Source organism: Streptomyces sp. NPDC048424, assembly GCF_040651555.1.
GTDB lineage: Bacteria > Actinomycetota > Actinomycetes > Streptomycetales > Streptomycetaceae > Streptomyces.
Genome location: NZ_JBEZKE010000011.1, coordinates 197,450 through 221,344 on the forward strand (window position 1 = coordinate 197,450; position 23,895 = coordinate 221,344).

24 protein-coding genes and 1 pseudogene are annotated in these 23,895 nt (G+C 70.4%); 10 read left to right on the top strand and 15 right to left on the bottom strand.

Annotation, left to right across the window (positions count from 1 at the left end; genetic code table 11):
* Positions 1-73: 73 nt before the first annotated feature.
* Positions 74-811 carry a heparin lyase I family protein gene (locus tag AB0D29_RS18580; RefSeq protein ID WP_362855391.1) on the top strand — a complete coding sequence of 246 codons (738 nt, stop codon included), beginning with the start codon at positions 74-76 and terminating at the stop codon, positions 809-811.
* A 47-nt stretch (positions 812-858) separates the two neighbouring features.
* Here AB0D29_RS18580 and AB0D29_RS18585 read toward each other — a convergent pair.
* A pseudogene (locus tag AB0D29_RS18585) lies at positions 859-1,607 on the bottom strand (transposase).
* Between the two features lie 17 nt (positions 1,608-1,624).
* On the opposite strand from AB0D29_RS18585, the gene AB0D29_RS18590 reads away from it, so the two are divergent.
* Positions 1,625-1,783, top strand: a complete 159-nt coding sequence (locus AB0D29_RS18590; RefSeq protein ID WP_362855392.1) for a hypothetical protein — start codon at positions 1,625-1,627, stop codon at positions 1,781-1,783.
* Positions 1,784-1,789: 6 nt separating this feature from the next.
* Here the strand turns inward: AB0D29_RS18590 and AB0D29_RS18595 are convergent, their stop codons facing one another.
* The gene (locus tag AB0D29_RS18595; RefSeq protein WP_362855393.1) at positions 1,790-2,641 is read right to left on the bottom strand and encodes an alpha/beta hydrolase; all 852 of its coding nucleotides are present in this window, start codon (positions 2,639-2,641) and stop codon (positions 1,790-1,792) included.
* The gene (locus AB0D29_RS18600; RefSeq protein ID WP_362855395.1) at positions 2,638-3,150 is read right to left on the bottom strand and encodes a MarR family transcriptional regulator; all 513 of its coding nucleotides are present in this window, start codon (positions 3,148-3,150) and stop codon (positions 2,638-2,640) included. Before AB0D29_RS18600 ends, AB0D29_RS18595 begins: the two co-directional genes overlap by 4 nt.
* A gap of 437 nt (positions 3,151-3,587) precedes the next feature.
* Between AB0D29_RS18600 and AB0D29_RS18605 the strand changes: the two genes are divergently transcribed.
* From AB0D29_RS18605 to AB0D29_RS18620, 4 genes are all read left to right on the top strand, one after another.
* Positions 3,588-3,983 carry an Imm7 family immunity protein gene (locus AB0D29_RS18605; RefSeq protein ID WP_362855397.1) on the top strand — a complete coding sequence of 132 codons (396 nt, stop codon included), beginning with the start codon at positions 3,588-3,590 and terminating at the stop codon, positions 3,981-3,983.
* A gap of 149 nt (positions 3,984-4,132) precedes the next feature.
* The gene (locus tag AB0D29_RS18610) at positions 4,133-5,221 is read left to right on the top strand and encodes a substrate-binding domain-containing protein (protein WP_362855398.1); all 1,089 of its coding nucleotides are present in this window, start codon (positions 4,133-4,135) and stop codon (positions 5,219-5,221) included.
* Positions 5,222-5,385: 164 nt separating this feature from the next.
* On the top strand, positions 5,386-6,504 hold the full coding sequence (locus AB0D29_RS18615; RefSeq protein ID WP_362855399.1) for a substrate-binding domain-containing protein: 1,119 nt from the start codon (positions 5,386-5,388) through the stop codon (positions 6,502-6,504).
* Positions 6,505-6,627: 123 nt separating this feature from the next.
* On the top strand, positions 6,628-9,030 hold the full coding sequence (locus AB0D29_RS18620; RefSeq protein WP_362855401.1) for a polysaccharide lyase 8 family protein: 2,403 nt from the start codon (positions 6,628-6,630) through the stop codon (positions 9,028-9,030).
* A gap of 60 nt (positions 9,031-9,090) precedes the next feature.
* Here AB0D29_RS18620 and AB0D29_RS18625 read toward each other — a convergent pair whose 3' ends face one another.
* From AB0D29_RS18625 to AB0D29_RS18660, 8 genes are all read right to left on the bottom strand, one after another.
* On the bottom strand, positions 9,091-9,714 hold the full coding sequence (locus AB0D29_RS18625; RefSeq protein WP_362855402.1) for an HAD family phosphatase: 624 nt from the start codon (positions 9,712-9,714) through the stop codon (positions 9,091-9,093).
* A 22-nt stretch (positions 9,715-9,736) separates the two neighbouring features.
* Positions 9,737-10,621, bottom strand: a complete 885-nt coding sequence (locus AB0D29_RS18630; protein WP_362855404.1) for an alkaline phosphatase family protein — start codon at positions 10,619-10,621, stop codon at positions 9,737-9,739.
* A 42-nt stretch (positions 10,622-10,663) separates the two neighbouring features.
* A complete protein-coding gene (locus AB0D29_RS18635; RefSeq protein WP_362855406.1) occupies positions 10,664-11,935 on the bottom strand; it encodes an alpha-L-fucosidase in 1,272 nt (423 codons plus the stop codon).
* Between the two features lie 86 nt (positions 11,936-12,021).
* Entirely contained in the window at positions 12,022-13,641 is a 1,620-nt protein-coding gene (locus tag AB0D29_RS18640) for a glycoside hydrolase family 13 protein (protein ID WP_362855407.1), read from the bottom strand.
* Complete coding sequence (locus AB0D29_RS18645; protein WP_362855477.1) at positions 13,642-14,433, bottom strand: carbohydrate ABC transporter permease; 792 nt, start codon at positions 14,431-14,433, stop codon at positions 13,642-13,644.
* 128 nt (positions 14,434-14,561) lie between these two features.
* Positions 14,562-15,377 (bottom strand): sugar ABC transporter permease, encoded by an 816-nt coding sequence (locus AB0D29_RS18650; RefSeq protein WP_362855478.1) that lies wholly within the window; start codon positions 15,375-15,377, stop codon positions 14,562-14,564.
* Between the two features lie 199 nt (positions 15,378-15,576).
* The gene (locus AB0D29_RS18655; protein WP_362855409.1) at positions 15,577-16,881 is read right to left on the bottom strand and encodes a sugar ABC transporter substrate-binding protein; all 1,305 of its coding nucleotides are present in this window, start codon (positions 16,879-16,881) and stop codon (positions 15,577-15,579) included.
* A 112-nt stretch (positions 16,882-16,993) separates the two neighbouring features.
* On the bottom strand, positions 16,994-17,977 hold the full coding sequence (locus AB0D29_RS18660; protein WP_362855479.1) for a hydroxyacid dehydrogenase: 984 nt from the start codon (positions 17,975-17,977) through the stop codon (positions 16,994-16,996).
* A 219-nt stretch (positions 17,978-18,196) separates the two neighbouring features.
* Between AB0D29_RS18660 and AB0D29_RS18665 the strand changes: the two genes are divergently transcribed.
* From AB0D29_RS18665 to AB0D29_RS18675, 3 genes are all read left to right on the top strand, one after another.
* On the top strand, positions 18,197-18,574 hold the full coding sequence (locus tag AB0D29_RS18665) for an FKBP-type peptidyl-prolyl cis-trans isomerase (protein ID WP_362855411.1): 378 nt from the start codon (positions 18,197-18,199) through the stop codon (positions 18,572-18,574).
* Between the two features lie 120 nt (positions 18,575-18,694).
* Positions 18,695-20,554: a serine/threonine-protein kinase gene (locus AB0D29_RS18670; RefSeq protein ID WP_362855413.1), complete on the top strand. Its 1,860-nt coding sequence runs from the start codon at positions 18,695-18,697 to the stop codon at positions 20,552-20,554.
* 177 nt (positions 20,555-20,731) lie between these two features.
* Positions 20,732-21,103: a hypothetical protein gene (locus tag AB0D29_RS18675; RefSeq protein ID WP_362855415.1), complete on the top strand. Its 372-nt coding sequence runs from the start codon at positions 20,732-20,734 to the stop codon at positions 21,101-21,103.
* On the opposite strand, the gene AB0D29_RS18680 is transcribed toward AB0D29_RS18675, so the two are convergent.
* The 3 genes from AB0D29_RS18680 to AB0D29_RS18690 form a co-directional block, all read right to left on the bottom strand.
* Positions 21,100-21,366 (bottom strand): hypothetical protein, encoded by a 267-nt coding sequence (locus AB0D29_RS18680; protein WP_362855417.1) that lies wholly within the window; start codon positions 21,364-21,366, stop codon positions 21,100-21,102. The genes AB0D29_RS18675 and AB0D29_RS18680 overlap by 4 nt on opposite strands.
* Before the next feature lie 140 nt (positions 21,367-21,506).
* On the bottom strand, positions 21,507-21,899 hold the full coding sequence (locus AB0D29_RS18685) for a YciI family protein (RefSeq protein WP_362855418.1): 393 nt from the start codon (positions 21,897-21,899) through the stop codon (positions 21,507-21,509).
* Positions 21,900-22,126: 227 nt separating this feature from the next.
* On the bottom strand, positions 22,127-22,330 hold the full coding sequence (locus AB0D29_RS18690) for a hypothetical protein (RefSeq protein WP_362855420.1): 204 nt from the start codon (positions 22,328-22,330) through the stop codon (positions 22,127-22,129).
* Positions 22,331-22,641: 311 nt separating this feature from the next.
* On the opposite strand from AB0D29_RS18690, the gene AB0D29_RS18695 reads away from it, so the two are divergent.
* Complete coding sequence (locus AB0D29_RS18695; protein ID WP_362855422.1) at positions 22,642-23,082, top strand: hypothetical protein; 441 nt, start codon at positions 22,642-22,644, stop codon at positions 23,080-23,082.
* On the opposite strand, the gene AB0D29_RS18700 is transcribed toward AB0D29_RS18695, so the two are convergent.
* Positions 23,083-23,805, bottom strand: coding sequence for a DUF4386 domain-containing protein (locus AB0D29_RS18700; protein WP_362855423.1), 723 nt, complete (start codon positions 23,803-23,805; stop codon positions 23,083-23,085).
* Positions 23,806-23,895 lie beyond the last annotated feature (90 nt).

Genomic DNA, 23,895 nt, shown 5'->3' on the forward strand with positions numbered 1-23,895 from the left:
GTGCCCCTGGTCACCATCTTGACAACGTTGCCAGCCTTGCGCCGGCACCGCCCCCATTCCCCAGGAGGACACCATGCAACGAAGCAACGTCCGACTCCTCACCCCCACCACCGTCACCACCCTCGTCGCCGCCCTCACCCTGATGACGACGTCCCCCGCGCACGCGGCAGTCGAGTGGGACGGGGACGCGGACACCGGCGGAACCGGCGTCTTCGCCTCGGTCCTCTGCGACGACCCGTCGTACGTCTACCAGCCGGACTGGGGCGACGGCCGCGGGAAGATCTTCGGCTTCAGCAAGATGCCGGGATCCGAGCGCTGCGAGGGGCTCGGCCTGGCCGGCCACACCCTCACCTCCGGCCGGACCTACTGGTTCGGCTGGGAGTCCATGACCAAGACGGGGAACGCCCAAACCGTCTTCCAGTGGAAGTCATGGGGTACCGACGCGGAGCAGGACCAGAACTACCCCGTCCTCATGAAGGTGGAGGACAGCCGGCTGAAGATCTGGTACGTCGCACCGGGCGAGGAATGGATCGCCGCCGGCAGTGTCCCCTGGACTCCGGGCACCTGGAACAAGATCGAACTGGGCATCAACAGCCAGTCGTCCACGAACGGTTCCTTCGCCCTCTACGTCAACGGCCAACTGGTGGTCGACAAGCACGACGTGCGCACCTGGGACCTCAAGGGCAACGTCCCCCGCTGGGGGACGTACGGCTCGACCATCTCCGACGTCGAATCGGTCAACTGGGTCGACGGGCTCAGGATGGGGAGCACACGGGACGACGTCGACGACCAAGGGCTGTCCCGTAAATGATCTCCGAGACGCTGCGGGCATGGCCGGCCGCGGTGCGGCCTGCTCTCCTATCCGGCGAGGGCGAGGTTGTGCATCCGGGCGATGCCGAGCATGGCGTGGTGGACGCCGTCGCCTTTGAGGCGGCAGTCGCGGAGGATCTTCCAGGTCTTCATGTGGGCGAAGGCGTGCTCGACGCGGGCCCGGACCTGCTTGTGGGACTTGTTGTGTTCCTCTTTCCAGTCTGGGAGTCCGGCCTGGCCGCGTTCGCGGCGGTGCGGGATGACGAGTCCGGTGCCCGGGTAGCCGCCGTCGGCGATCGTCATGGTCTTGCCGACGGCGGCCTTGGCGCCGGACTCCTCCCATGCCTTGCAGTCGTTGCGGTTTCCGGCGAGTGGCCGGCCGACCACGACGACCAGGCGGGTGTCGGCATCGATGACGACCTGGTGGTTGGTGGAGTACCGGTAGTTCTTCGACCGCTCGGCGATGGCGTGGTCGCGGGTGGGGACCAGGGTGCCGTCCACGATGAGCGCGGTGTCCTTGGCGAACCTCTTGTGGGGCTGAAGCGCGAGCATCGGCCCGAGGTGGTCATGATGCGGTCCGCCGCCGACTTGAACACCCCGAACAGCGGGGCGAGCTGCCGCATGGTCAGGTTCGTGCGCCAGTAGGCCGTGACCAGCAGGGCCCGGTCCTCCAGCGGAAGGCTCCACGGCCGGCCCCTGCGGGCGGCGTCCGCACCCTGGCGCCGCAGAACGGTCACCAACTTTCCGAACTGCCTCGGGCTCAGAGCAGTTGCACCAGCGCGGCTGGCGGACGGCATTCATGGTCACTGAACAGGTGAACGCATGGGCTGCCCTGGTGAGCGTCATCGAGCGCGGCTACCGCGACGACGTCTACGAGTACACCAATGACCTCTACTGCCGAAAGTGGCTGCATGAGACGTGGCTCCTGCTGGTGTCGGCGTACCCCCGAATGTGCTCACGCCGGTACAGGTGAACACGCTCAGTTAAGGTCAGTCGTGGACACGAGGAAGGATTCGACCGCGAGGTTGAAGGGTGCCGTGCTCTCGAGGTTGACCATGTGGGCCGCCGAGGCGAACCGTTGGTGCCTGGCATCGGGAACGGCTCGGGCGATGGCCTGAGCGTTTGACGAAATGTCACTGCTGTCGAGTTCTCCGTCGAGAACCAGGGTGGGCACGCCGATGGAGGCCAGCCGGTCCGCCGCACCGACTTCTCTCGGCATCCCCGCCCCCAACCCGCGGGCGTGCCGCACGACATTGGCAGACGCCGACGCATGCATCCGCTCGCGCAGCGTGCGGCTGACCTGGGACGGTTCACGGTACGGCCCGTCCACCCACATCCGGAGAAAGTGCTCCACGAACCGTTGCGCTCCGCCGTCCGCGTCACCCATCACGGCCATCTGCTGTGCGGTGTGGTGCGCGACGTAGGGGTCGGCGAAGGGCCGACCGCTCACCCCGGGCGAGGCAAGGACCAGTGCCGACACAGACTCCGGATGAGCTATCGCCGTATCGACGGCGGTCCGCGCCCCGAGGGAAAGCCCTACGAGCGTGGCGCACGGGACATCGAGATGGGTGAGCAGAGCGTGCAGATCGTCATGGTTGGCGTAGTCCCCAGCCACTGTGGAGGAACGCCCGTGGCCGCGGGCGTCATAGCGGATGACGCGGTACCCCAGGCTCGCGAGCCACGAGAACTGCTCGTTCCACATGTTCAGGTCGAGCATGCCGCCGCGGAGCAGTACGACGGGGGGGCCTTCGCCGGCCGACTCGCAAAAGAGCTCGCCCGCCTCGACGGGTACGGTGGTGGCTGTGACCGCGTGTGTCCGCGCATGCGTCATCGTGGGTCGTCTCCTCGATCCGTGGGGTGCGGCGGGGCATCCTGCGCAAGGTCCTTGAACTCCTCGCCAAGGCGACGGAGCACGTGAAGAGCCGTCGTGACGTCACCGGCGGTCAGATCGGACAGCCGGCGCCGCAGTTCGGTTTCCTCGGCTTCCTGGATGCCCCTGATGATGGCTTCCCCTTTCGGGGTGAGCCGGATCAAGCGCGAGCGCCGGTGCTCCGGGTTCGGGGCGCTCTCGGCCAGCCCCAGGGCTGTCGCATCATTCACCAGACGCTGGACCGGCTGCCGGTCCAGCCCCAGCAAGCGGGCCAGTTGAGGAACCGTTCGGGGGCCGCCCCTGCGCAGTTCATCCATCACCGCATGCTGACCAGCTGTCATCCCCGTGCCCATCAGCTCCCGCTCCACGGCACGCACGACCGTGCGGTGCAGCGGCCACAGGCTGCGGATCACTTCGTACAGCAGAGGCCCCAACGGGGGCTCATCCTTCGTACGCTCATCGACACTCATGATGTCATCATGACATCTTCTATGTCCACGTAGCCATAGGTTCAGAGCAGCAGAGCCTGAGCACGTTCACTCGTACGCGACTGGGCAGTTTGAGTCGTACGCCGACAGCTGGACGAACACGTCGTCCAGCTCTGGACCCCGCGGATCAAAGCTCTGGACGACCAGTACAAGGCCGTGACTATCGACGACGACGGTCAAGCACTCGATCAGTTCCACAACTGCCCGGCCCCGACCTGTGGTGGTGGCGGCGCCACCCCCGCATCCTCACCGGAGACCTCGGGCGTTCACTTCGCTCGGCCGGTGCCATCGGCGCTGACCCGGACACGGCATGACCCTCAGCCTCGTGGGGATTGCGGGGACAGCTCTTAGGCACTGTCCGGCGGGTCATGCCGAGGACGGGGCTGCTGCGGCCCGGCCGACCTCTCTAGAATCGCGGCGTGTTCGAATATCACGGCTGGATCACCGTCAGGGAGACCGCAGTTGATGACGACGATGACGTCCGACTGCGGCAGGTCGTGGATGAGCTTCGGCTTCGCATCGCCCGGATCGCCAGTCCCTACCTCCTTGATCTCAGGTGGATGAACGGCGAGCCGTTCATCCACCTGGGGGGCCATTCCAATCACCGCTCGTCGCTCGACGTCGTCGGTCTGTTCGAGCATGTCGCGAAGGTTGCTCCCGGCTCCTACGGCCTTCTGCACATTCGCGACGACGAGGACCCCACCCATGAGAACGAGGTACGTGTACTGAGACTCGCTCGGGGCACGGTCACCGAGCACACGGAGACGCTGCTGTCGCCGTGCATCCCGACACTCGAAGATCCCCTCACCGGTTAGGTCCCGTCCGGCGAACGAGGCCCCGATCCGACAGCCACACGATCAGCCGGACAGGCCCCAGCGCAAGCGATCGTATCGATCGCTTCGGTTCCCTATGATGGTGTGTATCGGATCGCACCACCCGTACGTCACGACCGCAGGGGGACCACATGAGACCGCATGTAGACCAACGGCAGGCGCAGGTGCGCGAGCTCGTGCGGGTGCGGGGCAGCGTGCGCGTGGCCGAGCTGGCCCAGGAGCTCGGCATCTCCCCCGTGACCCTGCGGCGGGACATCGAGGCGATGGCGGGGCGGGGCGAGATCCAGCGGATGCACGGGGTGATCAGCCGGGTGGCGGCGGGGCGCACCGCCACGGCCGCGTCGGCGCCCGCTCCGGCCGGTGGCCGTCGTGAGGGACTGGTGGTCGGAATGGTGGTGCCCACCACCGAGTACTACTACGCCGATGTCGTGCGCGGGGCACGTGAGGTGATCGAGGCGCACGGGGCGCGGCTCACCGTGGGGCTGACCCGGTATCTGCCGGGCGAGGACCAGACGCAGGCGGACCGGCTGCTGTCCACGGGGGCGGACGGGTTGCTGCTGACCCCGAACTGGGACGCCGGGTCGCCCGGGCCCGGCGAGGGGGCGTGGACGGCGGAGCTCTCGGTTCCGACGGTCCTGGTGGAGCGGTGGGCTCCACCGGGGCATCCGGCGGCGGGGCTGGACCGGGTGGCCTCCGACCACGCGCACGGCGCGGCCAGCGCCGTGCAGCACATGGTGAAGCTGGGCCACCGGCGGATCGCCCTCGCCAGCCGGGAGACACCGACCTCGGCGCGGCTGCGCGCCGGGTACGAGGCCGCCGTGACCGCGCTCGGGCTGGAACCGGCGCCGCCGTGGCCCACGGCCGGCCCGGGGCCCTCGTCGGAGGCGGAGGTGTTCGCCCGAACGCTGGACTACCTGTGCGACGCGGTGACCGAGGGCGGGGTGACCGCCGCTCTGATCCACAGCGACACGGACGCGATCATGCTGATCCCGCGGCTCCAGGCACGGGGCGTGCGCGTGCCCGAGGACCTGGCGGTGATCACCTACGACGACGAGGTCGCCGGACTGGCCGACGTGCCGCTGACGGCCGTGGCCCCGGCCAAGCGCGAGGTGGGCGCGCGGGCGGCGGCGCTCCTGCTGGAGCGGCTGTCGGCGGGTGCCCCGCAGGACGGTCCGCGCCAGCACCTGGAGCTGCTCCCGCACCTGGCCGTCCGTACCTGAGGGACCCGGTCCGCTCGCGGCGGCGTACGGGGCTCGGCGCGCGGGGTGGTGATCCGCGCGGGAATCCACAGTGGTCGATGCGAGCGTAAAGAACGATCGATCAAAACAATCGCATACCATGGGGCCGAGAGCACGTAACCTGTGTCCGAGTAGCTGGGGGCCCTGTGCGCGACCACGTCCGCGAGCGACACGAACGAGCGATCGGATTCGTCCGCACCCACGGCAGCCTGCACATCGCCGACCTCGCCGCCCTGCTGGACGTCTCCAGGGTCACCGCCCGCCGCGACGCGGAGATCCTCGCGTCCGAGGGCCGGCTCGGACGGGTGCACGGCTCGGTGGTGTGGCCGGGGACCGGCCGGCCGGCACCGGCCTCCGCACGAGCCGCCCGGCAGGCCGGAGAGGGGACCGTGGTCGGGATGGTCGTCCCGACCATGCACTACTCGTTCTCGGAGATCGTCCAGGGCGCCCGCAGCGTCCTGGCCATGCGCGGGGCGCGGCTCGTGCTCGCGCTCTCCGACTACTTCGCCGATGAAGACCGCAACCAGATCCGGCGACTCGTGGCATCCGGGGTGCACGGCCTTCTGGTGACCCCCAGCTGGGAGGACGGAGCACTCGGTCCGGGGGAGGCCGACCCCGTCCTGGAGGCCCCGGTGCCGACCGTCCTGGTCGAGCGGTGGACCAGGACCGGCAGCCCGGTCGATGCCCTCGACCGGGTGCGTTCGGACTCGGCCTACGGGGCGGGCTCCGCCGTCCACCACCTGGCCTCCCTGGGCCACCGGAACATCGCGCACGCACTCCAGAACAGCCCGCACGCACAGCAGTTGAAGGAGGGTTTCGAGACCGCCCTGGCCACCCTCGGGCTTCCCGCGGCGGCTCCCCGCTCCGATCCGAGGACGCCGGCCTCCGAGTCGCACCGCTACGACCTCACCCTGGAGTACCTGCGTGCCGCTGTGCGCGAGCACGGGGTCACCGCCGCGCTGGTACACACCGACACGGACGCCGTCGTCCTCCTTCCGCGCCTCCAGGCCCTGGGGATCCGCGTCCCCGAGGACCTTGCCCTCGTGGTCTACGACGACGAGGTGTCCGGGCTGTCGGAATTGGCCCTGACCGCCGTGGCCCCGCCCCGGCGCGCGGTCGGCGCGGCGGCCGCCGGGCTGCTGCTCGACCGGCTCGACGGCCGGGCCGCCGCCGGGAAGGCGGAGCCCGCGCCCCGACAGCACATCGACCTCCTGCCCCAGCTGCGCGTCCGGGACTCGTGCGGCGCCGCCCGCGTACACATGTGACCGCTTGAACGAATCGATCTCTACGCGACTCTTGAGCGATATTTCGATCGCATGCTAGAAATTCGTTCAGCGGGGCGGCCGGCTCCCCGCTCCCACCCGTGTCGCCGCCTCACTGGAGGCTCCATGTCCGGTTCATGGTCCCGCCGTTCCTTCCTGCGTCTGTCCGGCAACACCTTCCTGCTCGGATCGGTCTCCTCGACCGGTTTCCTCGCGCCGGCCGGCAGCGCCTTCGCCGCCGACGCGTACGACGCCCTCCGGCTCAAGTGGCGGGGCATGCTGCTGGGCACCGGGTTCGCCCCGGCGGCCGCCCCGTTCGCGGAGAAACTGGCCCTGCTGGGCACCCAAGCCGGCGAGGCCCGCTCGACGATGGCCGCCGTCAACGGGTCTCTCTGGCCGGATCTGCCCTTGACCGTCTCCGGCTCGATCACCAACAGCTACGCCCGGCTGGCCACCATGGCCCAGGCCTACGCCCAACCCGGCACGGGTCTGACCGGCGACACGGCGCTGATAGCCGAGATCAAGACCGGTCTGGACCATCTGTACGCCCAGTCCTACAACCCGTCGAAGAGCCAGTTCGGCAACTGGTGGGACTTCCAGATCGGCTCCCCGCAGCTCCTGCTCGACATCAGCACGGTCCTCCACGACCAGCTCTCCGCCACCCAGCTCGCCAACCACCTGGCAGCCGTCGACAAGTTCGTCCCCGACTCCTCGGTCGCGAACTACACCGGCACCAGTACCGGCGCCAACCGGGTCGACTTGTGCCGCTCGCTGGCCCTGCGCGGCGTCCTCGGCAAGAACGACGCCAAGATCACGCTCGCACGGAGCGCCCTCTCCCCCGTCTTCCCCTTCGTCACCAACGGGGACGGCTTCTACGTCGACGGCTCGTTCGTCCAGCACACCTACCTCGCCTACACCGGATCCTACGGCGCGGTGCTGCTCGGCGGACTGGCGAGCCTCTTCGCCCTCCTCAACGGTTCGGCCTGGGCGGTCAACGACACCAACCGTCAGATCATCCTCGACTCGGTGGAACGGTCCTACGCCCCGTTCCTCTACAACGGCGCGATGATGGACGCGGTTTCCGGGCGCTCCACCAGCCGGGGCAACCCGAGGACGAACGCCTACGGCTTCCAGGGCGGCGACCACGGCCGCGGGCACGGCGTCCTCGCTTCCATCGCCCTGCTGGGCACCGCCGCGAGCAGCGCGGAGAACCAGCGCTGGCGAGGTCTGGTGAAGGGCTGGATCCAGCGCGACTACTACAGCCCCGTCCTCACGGACACGGACCTGAGCGTCGCGGCACTGGCCCGCCTCAAGGCCGTACAGGACGACAACGCCGTCACCGCGATCGCCGAGCCGACCGCGCACCGGCTCTTCCCCGCCATGGACCGGGCCGTCCACCGCCGACCCGGCTGGGCGGCCTCCATCAGCATGGCCTCCAAGCGGATGGGCCTCTACGAGACGGGCAACGGGGAGAACCTGCGCGGCTGGCACGCCGGTGCCGGGATGCTCCAGTGGTGGGGGGACACGTACGGCAACGGCCAGTACACCGACGCCTTCTGGCCCACCGTCGACCCGTACCGGCTGCCGGGGACCACGGTCTCGAAGAAGCCGCTCGCCGACGCCGAGGGCGGCGCCTGGGGGCTGCCCCGGCCGGACGCGAACTGGGTCGGCGGGGCCACGGACGGGGAGTACGCCGCCCTCGGCCAGTTCATCCGCGGGCTGTCCAGCACGCTGTACGCGAAGAAGTCCTGGTTCTGTCTGGCCGACTCGATCGTCTGCCTCACGGGTGCCGTCCGCGGCGCCGACGGCACCACGGTCGAGACGGTGGTCGAGAACCGCAACCTCGGTGCCACGGGCACCCAGGCCCTCACCGTCGACGGTGCCGCCCAGTCCACCGCCCTCGGCTGGTCGGCCACGCTCACCGGCACCGACTGGGCGCAGATCGCGGGCCACGGCGGGTACGTGTTCCCCGGCGGAGCCACCGTCAAGGCACTTCGCCAGGCCAGGACTGGTTCCTGGCACGACATCAACACCGGCGGCACCACCGACCCGATCACCCGTCGCTACCTGACTCTCTGGTTCGACCACGGCGTGGACCCGGTCGATGCGGCCTGCGCCTACATCCTGATGCCGGGTGCCACCACCGCGGCCACCTCCGCCCGGGCCGCCGCCACCGGCTGGCTGACGGTCCTCGCCAACGACAACAACCAGCAGGGCGTGGCGATTTCCTCGCTCGGCGTCACCGCCGTCAACTTCTGGTTCGCCGGCACGGTCGGCACGCTCACGGCCGACAACCCCGCGTGCGTCCTGGTCCGGGAGCACGGTGACGGCACGGCCACCCTCTGCGTGTCGGACCCCATGCGGATGCAGGCCGCTCTCACCGTCACCTGGAACCGCCCGGTGGCCTCCGTGCTGTCCAAGCCGGCCACGGTCACGTCCGCGACCACTGGCTCCGCCCTCACGCTCACCTTCGGGGACCTCACCGGGAAGGCGGGAACCACCCAGGAGATCAAGGTCGTTCTGGGCTGACCGGACGACGGGGAGGCCGCCCGCGGGCAGCGGGCGGCCTCCCCGTCCCGGTGTTCCGGTTCAGCGGGCCACGAGAGAACGGAGCAGCTCCGGATCGGCCCCGGTCAGCCGTTCCAGGACCAGCCGCCCCTCGGCGGGTTCGACCGGCACCGTGGAGGGGACGACCAGCACGGCGCAGCCGGCCGCCTGGGCGGAGGCCGTACCCGTCGGGCTGTCCTCCACCGCCACGCAGGATCGGGGATCGACGCCCAGGGCCTTCGCCGCGGCGAGGTACGGATCGGGGTGCGGCTTGGTCCTCGGGGTCTCCCCGTCCGCCACCGTCACCGCGAACCGGTGCGCGCCGAGCCCCGCCAGGACCAGGTCCACGATCGAGCGGGGGGACGCGGAGACCAGCCCGAGCGGGACGCCGGCCCCGGCCAGCGCGTCGAGGAGCTCCAGCGCCCCGGGCATGGGCCGGGGACCGCGGGCGACCTGCTCGTGGAATCCCGTCAGGAGGAGCTCACCGATCTCCGACTCCGTCTGCGCGGCGCCGCTGACCGTGTGCAGGTGGCCGGCCGTGTCCGCGACCGACCGTCCCACCACGGCGGGTACGTCGGCCTCGGTGAGCGTGTGCCCCAGGGACGCGGCCACGGCTTCGGCCGCCCGCCACCACAGCGGCTCCGAGTCGATCAGTGTCCCGTCCATGTCGAAGAACACCGCCCGCACGTCAGACCCCCGCCGGTGCGGGGTCGTGGACGGGGGTGGAGAAGGGCAGTCCGTCGAGTGTCCAGTGCGAGTCGGACGTGCGGCCGAGGGATGCGTACACCTGCGCGGCGACGTCCTCGAAGCGCAGCTTCCGGGCGGGAGGTCCGGTGCGGATGTCCGGGCCGCAGCAGGCGACCCAGGCCGTGCGCTCCGCCACGCTCCGACCGCCGTGCCCGCCGGAGTCCCGGTGGCCGTGGTCGGTGACCACGATGACCGTCCAGGCCTCCTGTGCGTACCCGGGGCGGGCCCGGACCGTGTCGAGCAGGCGGCCGAGGCGTTCGTCGGCCCGCTCGATCGCCCGCAGGTACGCCTCGCCGCAGCCGAGCAGGTGTCCGGTCTCGTCGACCGAGCCGAGGTAGACGAAGGAGACCTCGGGGTCGTCGGTCTCCAGGACGTGGACGGCCTCCGCGGTGACCTGGTCGTCGCAGACCTGCCAGTCCTCACTGGTGTCCGCGCGCGGTGCGATGTACGAGAGCCGGCTGGGGGCGGCGAACAGCGGGCCGCCCTGGCGGGCGAGGAGCAGCGGCTCCCAGCCGGCGGCCACGAAGGTCTTGCGTCCGTCCTCCTGGGCGAGCCGGGTGGCGAAGTCCGGGAACACGTCGAGGCGGTGGCCCGCGAAGTGGTTGCCGTAAACGCCGTGCTTGGCGACGGCCACTCCGGTGACCACGGTGGCCCAGCAGGGCCCGGACATGGTGGGCGTGGCTTCGTCGATCTCGATCGGGCCGAGGAATCCGGCGGCGGCCACGGCATCGAGGTGCGGCGTGGCCACGTCGGGCAGCATGTCGAGTCGTACTCCGTCGATGCCGACGACGAGGACGTGGCGGCGGAGGTCGGGCGAGGTGGACAACGGTCGGGTTCCCGTCTTCGGTGGGTGGATGGAGAGGGCCGGTCAGTGGACGGGGTCGTCGAACTTCTCCGTGGCGGAGCGGGGCTGCTCTTCGAGCGCGGGGGCCGCGCCGTGGCCCGTGAAGAAGCCGGACAGGCCGGTCAGTCGGCCGCCGGGGCCGGCGAGCCGGAGGCTCAGTTTGGTGACCTCCACGGGCGGGAAGGCGTGGACGCGGCGGACGCCGACGGTCCGGCCGGAGGCGATGACCTCGCCGTCCGCCAGGATCTCGTGCCCGCTGATGAACTGGCCGTCCGTAAGCTCTTCGGTCAGTTCCAGGTGGTCGAGCACGACGGGCTTCGTGAAGCGGGCCTCGACCCCGCCGTCCGGTGCGGTGGTCAGCAGCGGGATGAACGGCCGGGAGAAGCGCCGCTCCACTTCCGCGGTGAATTCGAGCAGGCGCGCACGGTCTGCGGGGTCGATGCGGCCCGTGCGGTCCGGCGGGACGTTCAGGAGCAGGCCGGCGCCGAGTCCGAGCGAGCGGTACCAGATGGCGAGGAGGTGCTCGCGGCTCTTGAGGGTGTGCAGGTCGTCCGGCTGCCAGAACCAGTGGCGCCGGATGGGCGCGTCGCACTCGGGCGGCAGGTACCGGGCCCGGTCGAGGGCGGCCGCGCCGTCGTCGTAGATGCTGATGCCGGTCGAGTCGACGGTGTACCAGCAGGGGTCGGTCGCGAGGCCGTCCTCGTTGCCGACCCAGCGGATCGTCGGGGCGCCCATGTTGAACACCATGGCGTCCGGCTGGTGTTCGGCGATGACGGCCGTGACGGCGGCCCAGTCGTAGGTCCTGCCCTCGGACCCGGCGCCGTCGAACCACAGCTCGTGGAGCGGGCCGTACTTCGTGCAGAGCTCGGTGAGCTGCTCCAGGTAGAAGGCGTCGTAGGCCTCGGGGTCCTCGTAGCAGGCCGCGTTGCGGTCCCAGGGCGAGAGGTAGAGGCCCAGTCCGATGTCGGCTTCCCGGCAGGCTTCGGCCAGTTCGGCGACCACGTCGCCTTCGCCGTCGCGCCAGGGGGACGAGGCGACCGAGTACGTGGTGGTGGCGGTCGGCCAGAGGCAGAACCCGTCGTGGTGCTTGGCGGTGAGGACGACGTACCCGGCCCCGGCCTCGACCGCGGTCCTCACCCATTGGCGGGCGTCGAGGTCCGTCGGGGCGAAGGTGGTCGGGTCGAGCGTGCCGTCGCTCCACTCTCGGCCGTTGAAGGTGTTGACGCCGAAGTGCAGGAAGAGCGCGAAGCCGTCCCGCTGCCAGGCGAGTTGTGTGGGTGTGGGGCGGGTGGTCATGTCGTCCGTCCTTCGGGAGATGGGACGGAGCCGGCCCGTGTGCCCCCACGGCTACGGGCCGGCTCCTTGTGGGAACGGCAGCGCTGTCAGGCGGCGCGCATCCACACGGCGGTCCCTCCCGGCAGCAGTCCGCTCTCGGTGAGCGGCCCGCTGGCCAGGAGGAGACGGGAGCACGGGGGCAGTTCGACGGCCTCGGCCCCGAGGTTGACGAGGCAGGTGAACCCGGCGCCGCGGGTGAAGGCGAGAACGGCGTCGGGGGCCGGGAGCCACGCGAACTCCCCTGCCACGAGGTCGGGTTCCTGGCGGCGCAGGCCGATGGCGGAGCGGTAGAGCTCCAGCATGGACGCCGGGTCGCCCTGCTGGGCGGCGGCGCTGAGCCCGGCCCAGTCCGGGGGCTGTGGAAGCCAGGGGGTGTTCGTCGCGTCCTCGGGGCTGAAACCGTACGGGGCGCTGTCCCCGGACCAGGGCAGCGGCACTCGGCAGCCGTCCCGGCCCCGGTCGGTGAATCCGGAGCGCGGCCACCTCGGGTCCTGGAGCAGTCCGGCCGCAATGTCCTCGACCTCGGCCAGGCCGAGCTCCTCGCCCTGGTAGACGTAGGCGCAGCCGGGCAGGGCCAGGGTGAGCAGCGCCGCGGCGCGGGCGCGTCGCCTGCCGAGGCCGAGGTCGACGGGAACGCCTTCGGTGACCGGGTCCCAGCTGTGCCGGGTGTCGGCGCGGCCGTAGCGGGTGACGTGGCGGATGACGTCGTGGTTGGAGAGCACCCAGGTCGCCGCCGCGCCGACCGGCTCGTGGTCCGCGAAGGTGCGGTCGATGACGGTGCGCAGCGCGTCGGTGTCCCAGGCGGTACCGAGGAAGGGGAAGTTGAAAGCGGTGTGGAGTTCGTCGGGGCGCAGGTAGGCGCGGAACCGGTCTCGGTCCTCGAGCCAGATCTCGCCGACGAAAACCCGCTCGCCTTCGTAGGAGTCGGCGACGGCGCGCCAGGAGCGGTAGACCTCGTGCACGGCTTCCTGGTCGGCCCACGGGCTGTCGTTCGCGTCGCGCGCCTGGTAGTCGCGGACGTCCGGCAGTCCGGGGGCCTTCGCCAGGTGGTCGGCTACGTCGATGCGGAAGCCGTCGACGCCGCGGTCCAGCCAGAACCGCAGGACGTCCTCGAACTCGGCGCGGACGTCGGGGTGGTCCCAGTCGAAGTCGGGCTGTTCGGGGGCGAAGAGGTGCAGGTACCACTCGCCGTCGGAGACCCTGGTCCATGCGGGGCCGCCGAAGTGGGACTGCCAGTCGTTGGGCGGGAGTTCGTCGGCGGTTCCGCGTCCGGGGCGGAAGTGGAAGCGGGCCCGCTGCGGTGTCCCGGGGCCGCCGGCCACGGCTTCGGCGAACCAGGGGTGCTGGTCGGAGCAGTGGTTGGGGACCATGTCGATGATGACGCGCAGGCCCAGGGCGTGGGCTTCCGCGATCAGCTGCTCGGCGTCGGTGAGGGTGCCGAAGAGCGGGTCGATGTCGCGGTAGTCGGCCACGTCGTAGCCGCCGTCGGCCATCGGGGAGACGTACCAGGGGCTGATCCAGAGGGCGTCGACGCCGAGTTCGGCCAGGTAGGGCAGGCGGGCGCGGATGCCGGCCAGGTCGCCGACGCCGTCGCCGTTCCCGTCGGCGAAGCTCCGGGGGTAGATCTGGTAGACGACGGCGCCGCGCAGCCAGTCCTTCGTCTTCATCTACTTCACCGCTCCGGCCGTGAGTCCCGAGCGCCAGAAGCGCTGCAGGCAGAGGAAGGCGATCACGAGCGGGATCACCGCGATCAGAGAGCCGGTGATGGCCAGGGAGTACATCTCGGGGCTCTCCGTCGTCGAGATGTTCCACATGTGGAGGCCGAGGCTGACGGGGTACAGGTCCTTGTCGTTCAGCATGACGAGGGCGCCGTAGAAGTTGTTCCAGCTGGCGGTGAAGGAGAAGAGGAACAGCGTCATGAATCCGGGGGCGAGCATCGGCAGTGCGATGGTGCGGAAGGTCCGTATCTCGCCCGCGCCGTCGACCCGGGCGGCCTCGATGACCTCGTACGGGACGTAGCCCTCGGAGAAGACCCGGGCGAGGTAGACGCCGAACGGGTTGACCAGGGAGGGGATGAGGAGCGCCCAGTAGGTGTTGGTGAGCCCGGCCTCGGAGGCCAGCAGGTACGTGGGGAGGGTCAGGACCGCTCCCGGTACGAGCACGCCCGCGAGGACCACGCCGAAGAGCTTCTCCTTGCCGGCGAAGGCGTACTTGTCGAAGGCGTAGCCCGCCGCGACCGAGATGAGCGAGGAGAGGGCGGAACCGACGACGGCGTAGACGACGGTGTTGAGCAGCCAGCGTCCGTAGATGCCGTCGTTGTGGGTGAAGACGTCGTGGATGTTGGAGAAGAGGTTGAACTCCCCGAAGGTGAAGCCGTTGGTGGCGAAGAGGTCGCGGCGGTTCTTGGTGGCGGCGATCAGCAGCCAGCTGATCGGCATCAGCGTGTAGAGCGCCAGCATGACCAGTACGGCGTTGACGGCGGCCTTGGAGGCCCAGGCGTGCGGGGCGCGGGGCCGGTTCGGCGTCGTGGGAACGACGGGCGTCCCGGTGGTCCGCTCGGCGGTGCGGGAGGTGAGGGCCTGCGTGCTCATGATTCCTGCCACCGCTTCCCGATCCGGGTGACCACGTAGGACAGGGCGCCGGCCACCAGGGCCAGCAGCAGCGACGCGGCGGCCGCGCCCGCGTAGTCCTGGTCGATGAACGCCTTGCTGACGATGTACATGGTGGGCGACCAGTCGTTGCCGAGGGCCTGCGCCTTGTCGGAGAGCAGCCTGGGCTCGGTGAAGAGCTGGACCGCTCCGACACAGGTGAACAGGACGGTCATGACCACCGAGGAGCGGATGATTGGGACCTTGATGCGCAGGGCGATGCGCCAGGCGCCGGCGCCGTCGACCGTGGCGGCCTCGATGACCTCGCGGGGCACCGCCTGGAGCGCGGCGAAGAAGATCACCATGTTGTAGCCGACCCACTGCCAGACGGCGATGTTGACCATCGACGAGAGGGAGTTGGCGGGTGAGAAGAAGTTCCAGCTGCCGCCCGCGCCGTCGATCCACTCGATCACCGGGCTGAGTCCGGGGGTGTAGAGGTAGATCCAGATGATCGCGGCGATCAGTCCCGGCACGGCGTGCGGCAGGAAGAGGGCGAGCTGGAAGAAGCGCTTGGCCCGGGCATGGGCCGAGTCGACCAGCAGGGCCAGGCCCAGCGCCCCGCCGATCATCACCGGGATGTACAGCACGCAGTACGTGGCGACGTGCAGGAAGGAGGTGCGGAACTCCGGATCGGCCAGCACCGCCGAGTAGTTCGCCAGGCCCGCGAAGGTCCGTTCGACGCCTCCGAAGCCGAGTCCCGAGGACTGCTCCCGGAACACGCTCATCCATCCCGCGTACACGACCGGAGCGACCATGACGAGGGCGAACAGGACGAAGAACGGGACGAGGAACAGGCCCACGGCGCCGCGCTGGTTGCGGCGCAGCGTGTTTCCGGCGCGTGCCGGAGCGAGGGGAGGTGATGCCACGGGAGGCTCCTTGGCGGTGCGGGTGGTCCGGACTTCCGACTTCCGGGGCGGGGGTGGCCGCAAGGGTGCGGCGGCCACCCCCGCCGGGTCATTCGGCGAGCTTGAGACCGCGGCTCTCGATCGCCGTCCGGGCTGACTCCTGGGCCTTCACCAGGCCGCCGGCCAGGCCGTTCTTGGCCGCCTCGTCCTTGAAGTCGGCGTTGACCTTGCCCCAGACCGGGCCCCAGGTCCAGCCGGGGACGATCGTGTCGATCTGTTCACCGGTCAGCTTGTAGAAGTCCTGACCGCCGAAGTAGGAGGTGTCGAAGGCCTTCGCCGCCACCGCGGCCATGTCCCGGTTCGCGGGCAGGGCGGTGCTCGGGTTCTTCAGGGCGCTGAGCCGGGCCTCCATCGAGGCGGGGTCCGTGGTCACCCACTTGATGAACTCGGCGGCGGCCTTGGCGTGCTTGCTGCCCTTGGGCACGGCGAAGCTGGTGCCTCCGAACATGCCGCTGGCCGGGGTGCCCCAGTGCGGGATCGGGGCAATGCCCCATTTGCCCTTGAGGTCCGGCATGGTGGAGGTCAGGCCGCCCCCGGTCCAGGCGGCGCCCACGATGCTGGCGGACGTGCCGTCGGCCCTGGACTTGTTCTCCTCCGGAGTGCCGGAGCCGTAGTTGAAGACCAGGTCGTCCTTGAGCATCCCCTGCCAGAAGGCCGCGACCTTCTGCGAGGGGGCGTCGTTGATCTCGGGCTTCCAGGCGCCGTCCTTGATCTGGAACCACTTGGCGCCGGCCTGCCAGGAGAGCGTCGCCTCCAGCGGGGTGTCGGTCGGGAAGTTGCCTATGCGGGCATCGGGGTCGGCCGCCTTGATCTTTTCGGCGGCCGCACGGTACTCGTCCCAGGTCTTCGGCACGGTCACGCCGTACTTCTCGAAGAGGTCCTTGCGGTAGAAGTACACCTGCGGGGTCGCGTCGAAGGGGACCGACCAGGTCTTGCCGCCGAAGGTCACCAGGTCCCGTACGCCGGCCGGGAAGCTCTTCTTCACCAGCTCGCCCGAGGAGGCGGTGAGGTCCTCCAGATACCCCTGGCTCGCGAACTCCGGGACCATGGCGTACTCGATGGTCGTCACGTCCGGCGCGCCGCCCGCCTTGATCGCGTTGCTGATCTTGCTGTAGCCGTCGGCACCGCCCGGGATCTGGGAGAACTGGACCTGGATGTCGGTGTGCGTCTTGTTGAACGCGGCGGCCGCGGCCTCGGCACCGGTGGTCCAGGTCCAGTACGTGATCGTCACGGGCTTGCCGTCGTCCTTCGCGGCCGACGAGGTGGTGGAGCCGGAACCGCAGGCGGAGGTCAGCAGGGCGAGGGATACCGCTGCGGCCACCGCGCCGTAGACACGCAAGGACTGAGCCTTCATCTGTACTGCTCCTTGGCGAGTGGGCTGAACGACTTGAATCATTCGCCCACGCATCTTGAACGTCAAGACCAAGTGAACTATTGATCAAAACGATCAGTTCACCGGTACTCCCCTACGCCGTGCGGTCCAGATCTTCGCGGCGGACCCCGTGCAGGAAGGGCAGGCCGGAGGCGTAGCGGGCGATCTCCTCGATCGCCGAATCGGCCATCCGGTGGAGTTCGTTGCCGAGCGAACCCGCGATGTGCGGGGTGAGCAGCACGTTGGGCAGGTCGTACAGCGGTGAGTCGGCCGGGAGCACCTCCGGCTCGGTGACGTCGATGACCGCCTGCAGCCGGCCGGAGGTCACCTCGTCGGTGAGCGCGGCCGAATCGACCAGCGAACCGCGGGCCGTGTTGATCAGGGTCGCTCCGTCGCGCATCAGCGCCAGCCGTCGGCGGTCGATCATCGACTCCGTCTCGGGCAGGGCGGGCGCGTGCAGGCTGACCACGTCGGAGATCCTGCAGAGTTCGTCGAGGCCCACACTGCGGATGCCGAGTGACCTTGCCTGATCAGGGGTCAGATAGGGGTCGTACACGACGAGTTCGAGATCGTACGGGCGCAGCAGTTCGATCACCCGGCGGCCGATCCTGGAGGCGCCGACGATGCCGACGGTCCTGCCGTAGTTGCCCGCGTGCCCGTACCGCAGGTGCCACGCGTGCTCGCCACCTCGGACGCTGCGGTACTCCTCGCGCAGTTGCAGCACCCGCTTGTTGGAGAGCAGCACCATGGCGACGGTGTACTCGGCCACCGGGAGGGAGTTGGCCAGGGCGGCGGAGGAAACGGTGATGCCCCGCTCCCAGCAGGCGTCGGTGACGAGGTGCTTGACCGACCCCGCGGCATGGACGACCGCCCTGAGGCGGGGTGCGGCCGAGAGCACGCCGGCATCGATCGAGGGGGCTCCCCAGAAGGTGAGCAGGATCTCCGCCTCGGCCAGGGCCGCCACCACCTCGGGTCTGCCGAAGTCGTCGGCGACGATCTCCAGGTCGAGCTCGGCCACCGCGTGGAGCCGGCGGGCGGTGGCCTCGTCCAAGAGGCGGGGAAGAAGCTCGGGGGCCATCGCGAGCAGGGCCCGCGGGCGGCGAACTGACATCTCGGGTGCTCCTTGCGGCTGAGTGAGGCCACGCTGACTCTATGAAGTCACGATCCGACCGTCAAGATCCATCAATCAAATGGCTCGACTCGCTCGAAACGATCGATTCCGGCGGGCCGCGCCGTGCTCCTGGGGTCTGATGTACTTCAGTCGATCAGCATTCCGGTGGAGAGCGATGAGGCTGCGATGAGTGAACTGACGAAACCCGAGATCGAACTTCCGGAGGGTGACGCTCCGCAGGAGCTGACCATCCGGGACCTCGTCGTCGGCGACGGGGCCGAGGCGAAGCCGGGCAGGGTCGTCCGGGTCCACTACGTCGGGGTCACCTTCGAGTCCGGAAGGGAGTTCGACGCCTCCTGGGACCGGGGCCAGCCGTTCAAGTTCGCCGTGGGGGGTGGCAGGGTCATCAAGGGCTGGGACCGGGGACTCAGGGGGATGAAGGTCGGCGGTCGGCGCGAGATCATCATTCCCCCGCGCCTCGGCTACGGCGACCAGTCCCCCTCGCCGTTGATCCCGCCGGGTTCCACGCTCGTCTTCGTGGTGGACCTGCTCTCCGTGGTCTGAGGAAGGCCGGTCCGCCAACTGCCGGAGCCGGTCCGGTGGTCCGGGCGGGTGGTTCGGGGATTGGGTACGCTCTCGGTTGACTTCGGGGCGCCGGCAGGTGCTGAATCGCCGCAATCAGAGATGGATCCCATGGGCAGCGCACCTTCCGCCGACTTCTTCCAGCCGCTCAGGGCCGACGACCCGGCCGTCGTGGGCGGCTACCGCCTGGCGGCCGTGCTGGGCGCGGGCGGCATGGGCAAGGTCTACCTCTCCTACACGCCGGGCGGTCGGCCCATCGCCATCAAGGTGATCCGGCCCGAGTTCAGCGAGGACCCCGAGTTCCGGCGGCGCTTCCAACAGGAGGTGCGGGCCGCGGAGCGGGTCCAGGGGCTCTACACCGCGCCGGTCATCGACTCGGACACCGAGGGCCCCCAGCCCTGGCTGGCCACGGCCTACGTGCCCGGCCCCTCGCTCGCCCACGCCGTCGCGCATCACGGCGCGCTGCCGGTGCGCAGCGTGCTGCTGTTGACCGTCGGGGTCGCCGAGGCGCTGCACGTCATCCACGGCGCGGGCATCGTCCACCGGGACCTGAAGCCCGCCAACGTGCTGCTCGCCTCCGACGGCCCGCGCGTCATCGACTTCGGCATCGCCCGAGCCGCCGACTCCACCGCTCTGACCAGCACCGGCGTCAGCGTCGGCACCCCGGCGTTCATGGCGCCCGAACAGGCTTCGGCCGGCACGGTCACCCCGGCCACCGACGTCTTCGCTCTCGGGCAGATCGCGGCCTACACCGCGATCGGGGCCTCCGTCTTCGGCGACGGGCCCTCCCACGCGGTGCTCTACCGGATCGTGCACGAGGACCCCGACCTCAGCGCCCTGCCCGCGGAGTTGCGGCCGGTGGTCACCCGCTGCCTCAGTCGCGATCCGGCCGACCGCCCGACCCTGACCGAGGTCATCGAGCTGTGCAACGCGGCCTCGGAGTCCCCGCTTCGCCAGGGCGAGGACTGGCTGCCGCAGGCCGTCGCCGGTTCCATCACCGAACGGCTGCAGCTGCCCGCGCCGGCGCCCACCCCGCCGCCGCAGCCGCCGACGGCCGCGCCGACTCCGACTCCGACTCCGACTCCGACCGAGGTGTCGCCGCAGTCACCGGCCCCGAGTGCGCCTGCGGCACCCGCCGCCGCGCCCGGACATCCGCCGACCGGTGTGGCCGCCGCGCCGACGCAGACAGCCGCGGCTCCGGCTCCGGGGGCTCCGGCGGCGGCCGTGCCGCCGGGTTACCCGACGCCGCCCCCGTACGCGCAGGCTTCGTACCCACAGCCGCAGTACAACCAGCGGCAGCACAACCAGCCGCCGTACAACCAACCCCAGTACACGCAGCCGTCGTTCCACCCCCAGGGCTTCGTTGCCGGTCCGCCCGCTCCCCCGCGCCCCAAGCGCACGGGGCTGATCGTGGTCGGGGCGGTTGCGGCGGCGGTCATCGGGCTCGCGGTCATCGGGTCCCTGCTGCCGGACGGCTCCGCCAAGGGCGGGGGCGACAAGGCGTCGGGCGGCGGCAGCGCCTCGCAGCAGCGGCCCGACCCGCAGCCGGTCTCGTACCAGGGCATCGACGTGCCCATGAACCACGAGCTGATGTTCGCCGACAATCCGCCGCGCCCGGCCGAGGAGCCGACCGGCGCCGGGGTGCTCTACGGGCACGCCGACCTCTTCTACTACCGGGACACCCTGTTCGGGGACGAGAAGTTCGGTACCACGAACGGCAAGCTCGTCCTGCTGAACAACTCCGAGAAGGGCTCCCTGGAGACCTGCCGCGCCGTGACCCGCTTCACCGAGAAGGTCGGCCTCGACCAGCTCACGGACGGGTCTCAGGTCTGCGTGCTGAGCAAGGCCGGCCACATCGCGCTGGCGACCTTCCGCGGCAGGTCGGGCGCGAAGAACGAGACCTCCTACATCACCCTCGACCTGACGGTCTGGCGCAATGCCGAGGCCGCGGCGAAGAACTGAGCCCACGGCAAGGAGCCCCTCCTTCCCACGGGTTCGGCCGGCCCGCCGCTCGCGCATTCGACGACCTCGCGCAGCCCATGTCCTTGCAGGGGCGGTCGAACTCGTCGACGATGCTTTCAAGCCCGGCCTTCCGGATCCCACCGGCCCCGGCTCGGGCAGGGGAGAACAGGGGAGACAGTGACAACGAACAGCAATCCGAAGAAGCCTCGCTCGATGGTCGCGGCGGCGATCGTCCCGCTCTTCGTGCTCGCCGGGCTGCTACTGGGTCCTGCGGCAGCGGCCTCGGCGGCCGCTCCGGCCGCACGTCAGGCTCCGGCTGCCGCGGCGCTGCCGCAGGGCGGTCTCCTCGCCGGCGCCGGTGTGGCAACCGGCGTCCAGGCACCGACGTCGTCCCAGGTCCGGGCCACCACCGGGAACAAGAAGGGCAAGAAGAAGAGCAAGAAGAAGGGCGGCCTGTTCAAGATGCTCTTGATCGTCCTGGTCGTCGTCATCGTGCTGCTCGTCGTCCTGTACGGGGTCCGCCGGGCGCTGCGCCGCAGGTCCGCCTAGGCGGGCGGCTCGTCGGCAGGGGTGGGTGGCCGCCGGAGTTCGAGCAGGGCCACCGCGATCTTCACTCCGGTGGAGATGGTCAGGGCCTGGAGGAACGGCATGCCCATCAGCCACAGGGCGACCGTCATGGCCGTGAGCACCAGGAACGCCGGTAGCAGATTGGTCCGCCTGAGCGCGGTCCGCAGGTGTCCGGCTCGACCGCGACGCTGCTGCGCGGTGCCGGTCGGGCGGTCGGCGACGCCCTCCTCGTTGGCCTGTGGCATTGCCTGCTGCCCCTTCCTCGCGCTCGCCCCCGGAACCGAGCCTCGGTTGCGCCCCGGCGGTCTGCCACCGCTGCCGGCCGCCCCGCCGCCGTCCGGCGTACAGGTTCACCTCAACGACGGGGATGTCGGGGCAGCGCGGCTCAGGCTGCGGTGGGGGCCTCGGAGATCGGGTGCACCTCGACCGGGTCGTTACCGGGCTTCCCACCCGGTCCGGGGCAGGCCGACGCGCGTGCGGCGATCTCCAGGGCCCGTTCCTCGCTCTTGACGTCGACGACCCAGTACCCGGCCAGGATGTCTCCCTGCCGGGCCGGCCCGTCGCTCACCTGCGGCCGGCCGTCGCTCCCGGCCCGCACCGTCTTGACCTGCGCGGGGCCTCCGAGGCCCTGCCCGTCCACCCATTCCCCGGCGGAGGTGAGTTCGCTGTTGAGGGCCTCCATGTGGGCGAACATGGCCTGCATGTCCTCGTCGGAGTACGAAGACATGACGGCGTCCCACTCGGCCGTCGGTACGTTCATCTGGATCATGTACTGCATGTTCCTCACCCTTCCGGGGCTGGCGTTCCGCTCTGCGCGCTGACGAAGGGGTAGACCGGCGGCCGCTGCGAAACTCATCGGTGGCGGCGGATCCGGTTCGGCTCCGCATGCCGTTCGCCGTCGACCACTCCGCCAGTGTCGCCCCGCTCGTGCCGGGCCGCCCCTGAGCTCACCCGTCCGCGCAAGCCTCGCGGGCGGGTTACGGGCGGTGCGCGAGGCCATCGCCGCTACGTGGCGTTGCGCATCGCGTCCGCTTCGGGGGCCACGACGAGGAAGGCATCCCGGTCCAGGTCCATCACGACGGTCGCCCGCTGACCCCGCTCCCGGCACCGGGCCGCGTACTCCTCGGCGGGCCAACTCCCGTACGGATCACCGGCGGGAAAGGAATCCAGAACCTTCGTACCGTGCACCGCCACCACCTCCTGAGACACGAGCCGTCGCTACGCCGTGTGCCCCGGGTTCCCGGCCCCCATCCCCCCTCCCCGCAGGGCCGTGCCCAGAGTGCGGACGGTCACCTTGACGCCCGTGGACACTTAGGCCAGCCTTACCTTTGCTTGCTCCTCGCCGGTGTGAGCACACCCCGCAGAAGATCCCTGGAGCAGCAATGTCCACCGCCGACGCCACCGCGGCCCCCCGAAGACCTGGACGGGAAGCAGAACTTCTCCGCCTCCCCTCCTGGAGTGGGCCGGCAGCGGCGTCCCTCGCGGTGTGTCTCGGGTGGGCGGCCACGACGTGGATCGCCGTGCACCTGCGCGCCGACGTCACCCTGCACACCGCGGCGCTGTTCGTGCACCTCGCCTCCCTGATCCTGGGCTTCGGCGCCGTACTCGCCATCGATTACTACGGCGCGCTGTGGCTCACCGGCCGCAAGACCCTGCGTGAGGTCCTCGACTTCACCGCCCCCTTGCACATGCCCGTGTGGGCCGGTCTCGGTGGCCTGCTGTTCAGCGGCGCCTTCCTCCACCCCGATCTCAGTTCACCGCTGACGTGCGTCAAGCTCGGCCTCGTCCTGGTGCTCTCGCTCAACGGTGTCCAGGCGTCGGCCCTGCACCACCGGCTGGCCGCCGTCGACGGCGGCCCCGTCCCCCGCTCGCTGCTGATCCGCGGCGCTGTGACGGCAGCCGTATCGCAGGCTGCCTGGTGGGGCGCGGTCGCGATCGGCTTCTGGAACAGCCGGCACTGATCACCCCGCCGAGGCCCCTCGGCCCGCGTTCCCGCCCTTGGCGCCGGACACGGCGCCCGAGCCGGGCCCGAACCCCCTGGCGATCAGCCACCCGGCCAGGCCCAGCTCCCAGGCGAACACCGGGAGCGCGGCGACCGACCCCGCCACGGAGAGCTGCGCGTAGGCCCCGAACATCACGGCGACGGCCGAGGCGCAGATCAGCGGCCCGCCGATGAGCCCGAGCACGGCGATGAAGCGCGGCACGAGCCGTGCACGGTGCACCAGGTACGCGAGCACGACGGTGTTCAGACCGAGGGCGATGTTGGGCCCGAGCAGGAACGTCCAGTCGTGGAAGGCCACCAGCGCGGCGTCGGCGCCCGCCGACGCCCCCGCGTCCCGCCGCAGGGTGACGAGCGCCAGGACGGCGACGATCCCGAGGGCGATGACGGCGGCCTCCAGCAACCGCCCGAAGGCATACCCGAGCGCGAGCCCCTCGCCGTGGCGCCGCAGGACGGGGAACAGCGCCGCCCCGGTGCCGACCACCGCCGCCACCAGCACCACCTCGCAGAGCACCCCGAGCATCGCCTGCGTGTCGGCGCCCTGTGCGAGCCGACCGTCCGCCGCGCCCAGCAGGGGGCGGTAAAGGACCGCCCCGGCTATCGCGGCGACCTCGGTCAGCAGGAACAGCGACCCGGCGGCCACTGCGGTTCTCCGGTCCGGATTCATCTTCTCGGCACCCCTCACTCCCTGATGGTGTACGCCGTACACCTGGCGCCAACCATAGGTGTACGCCGTACACTCGTCAAGGAGAGGGTGCTGTCGAGGAAGGAAGGG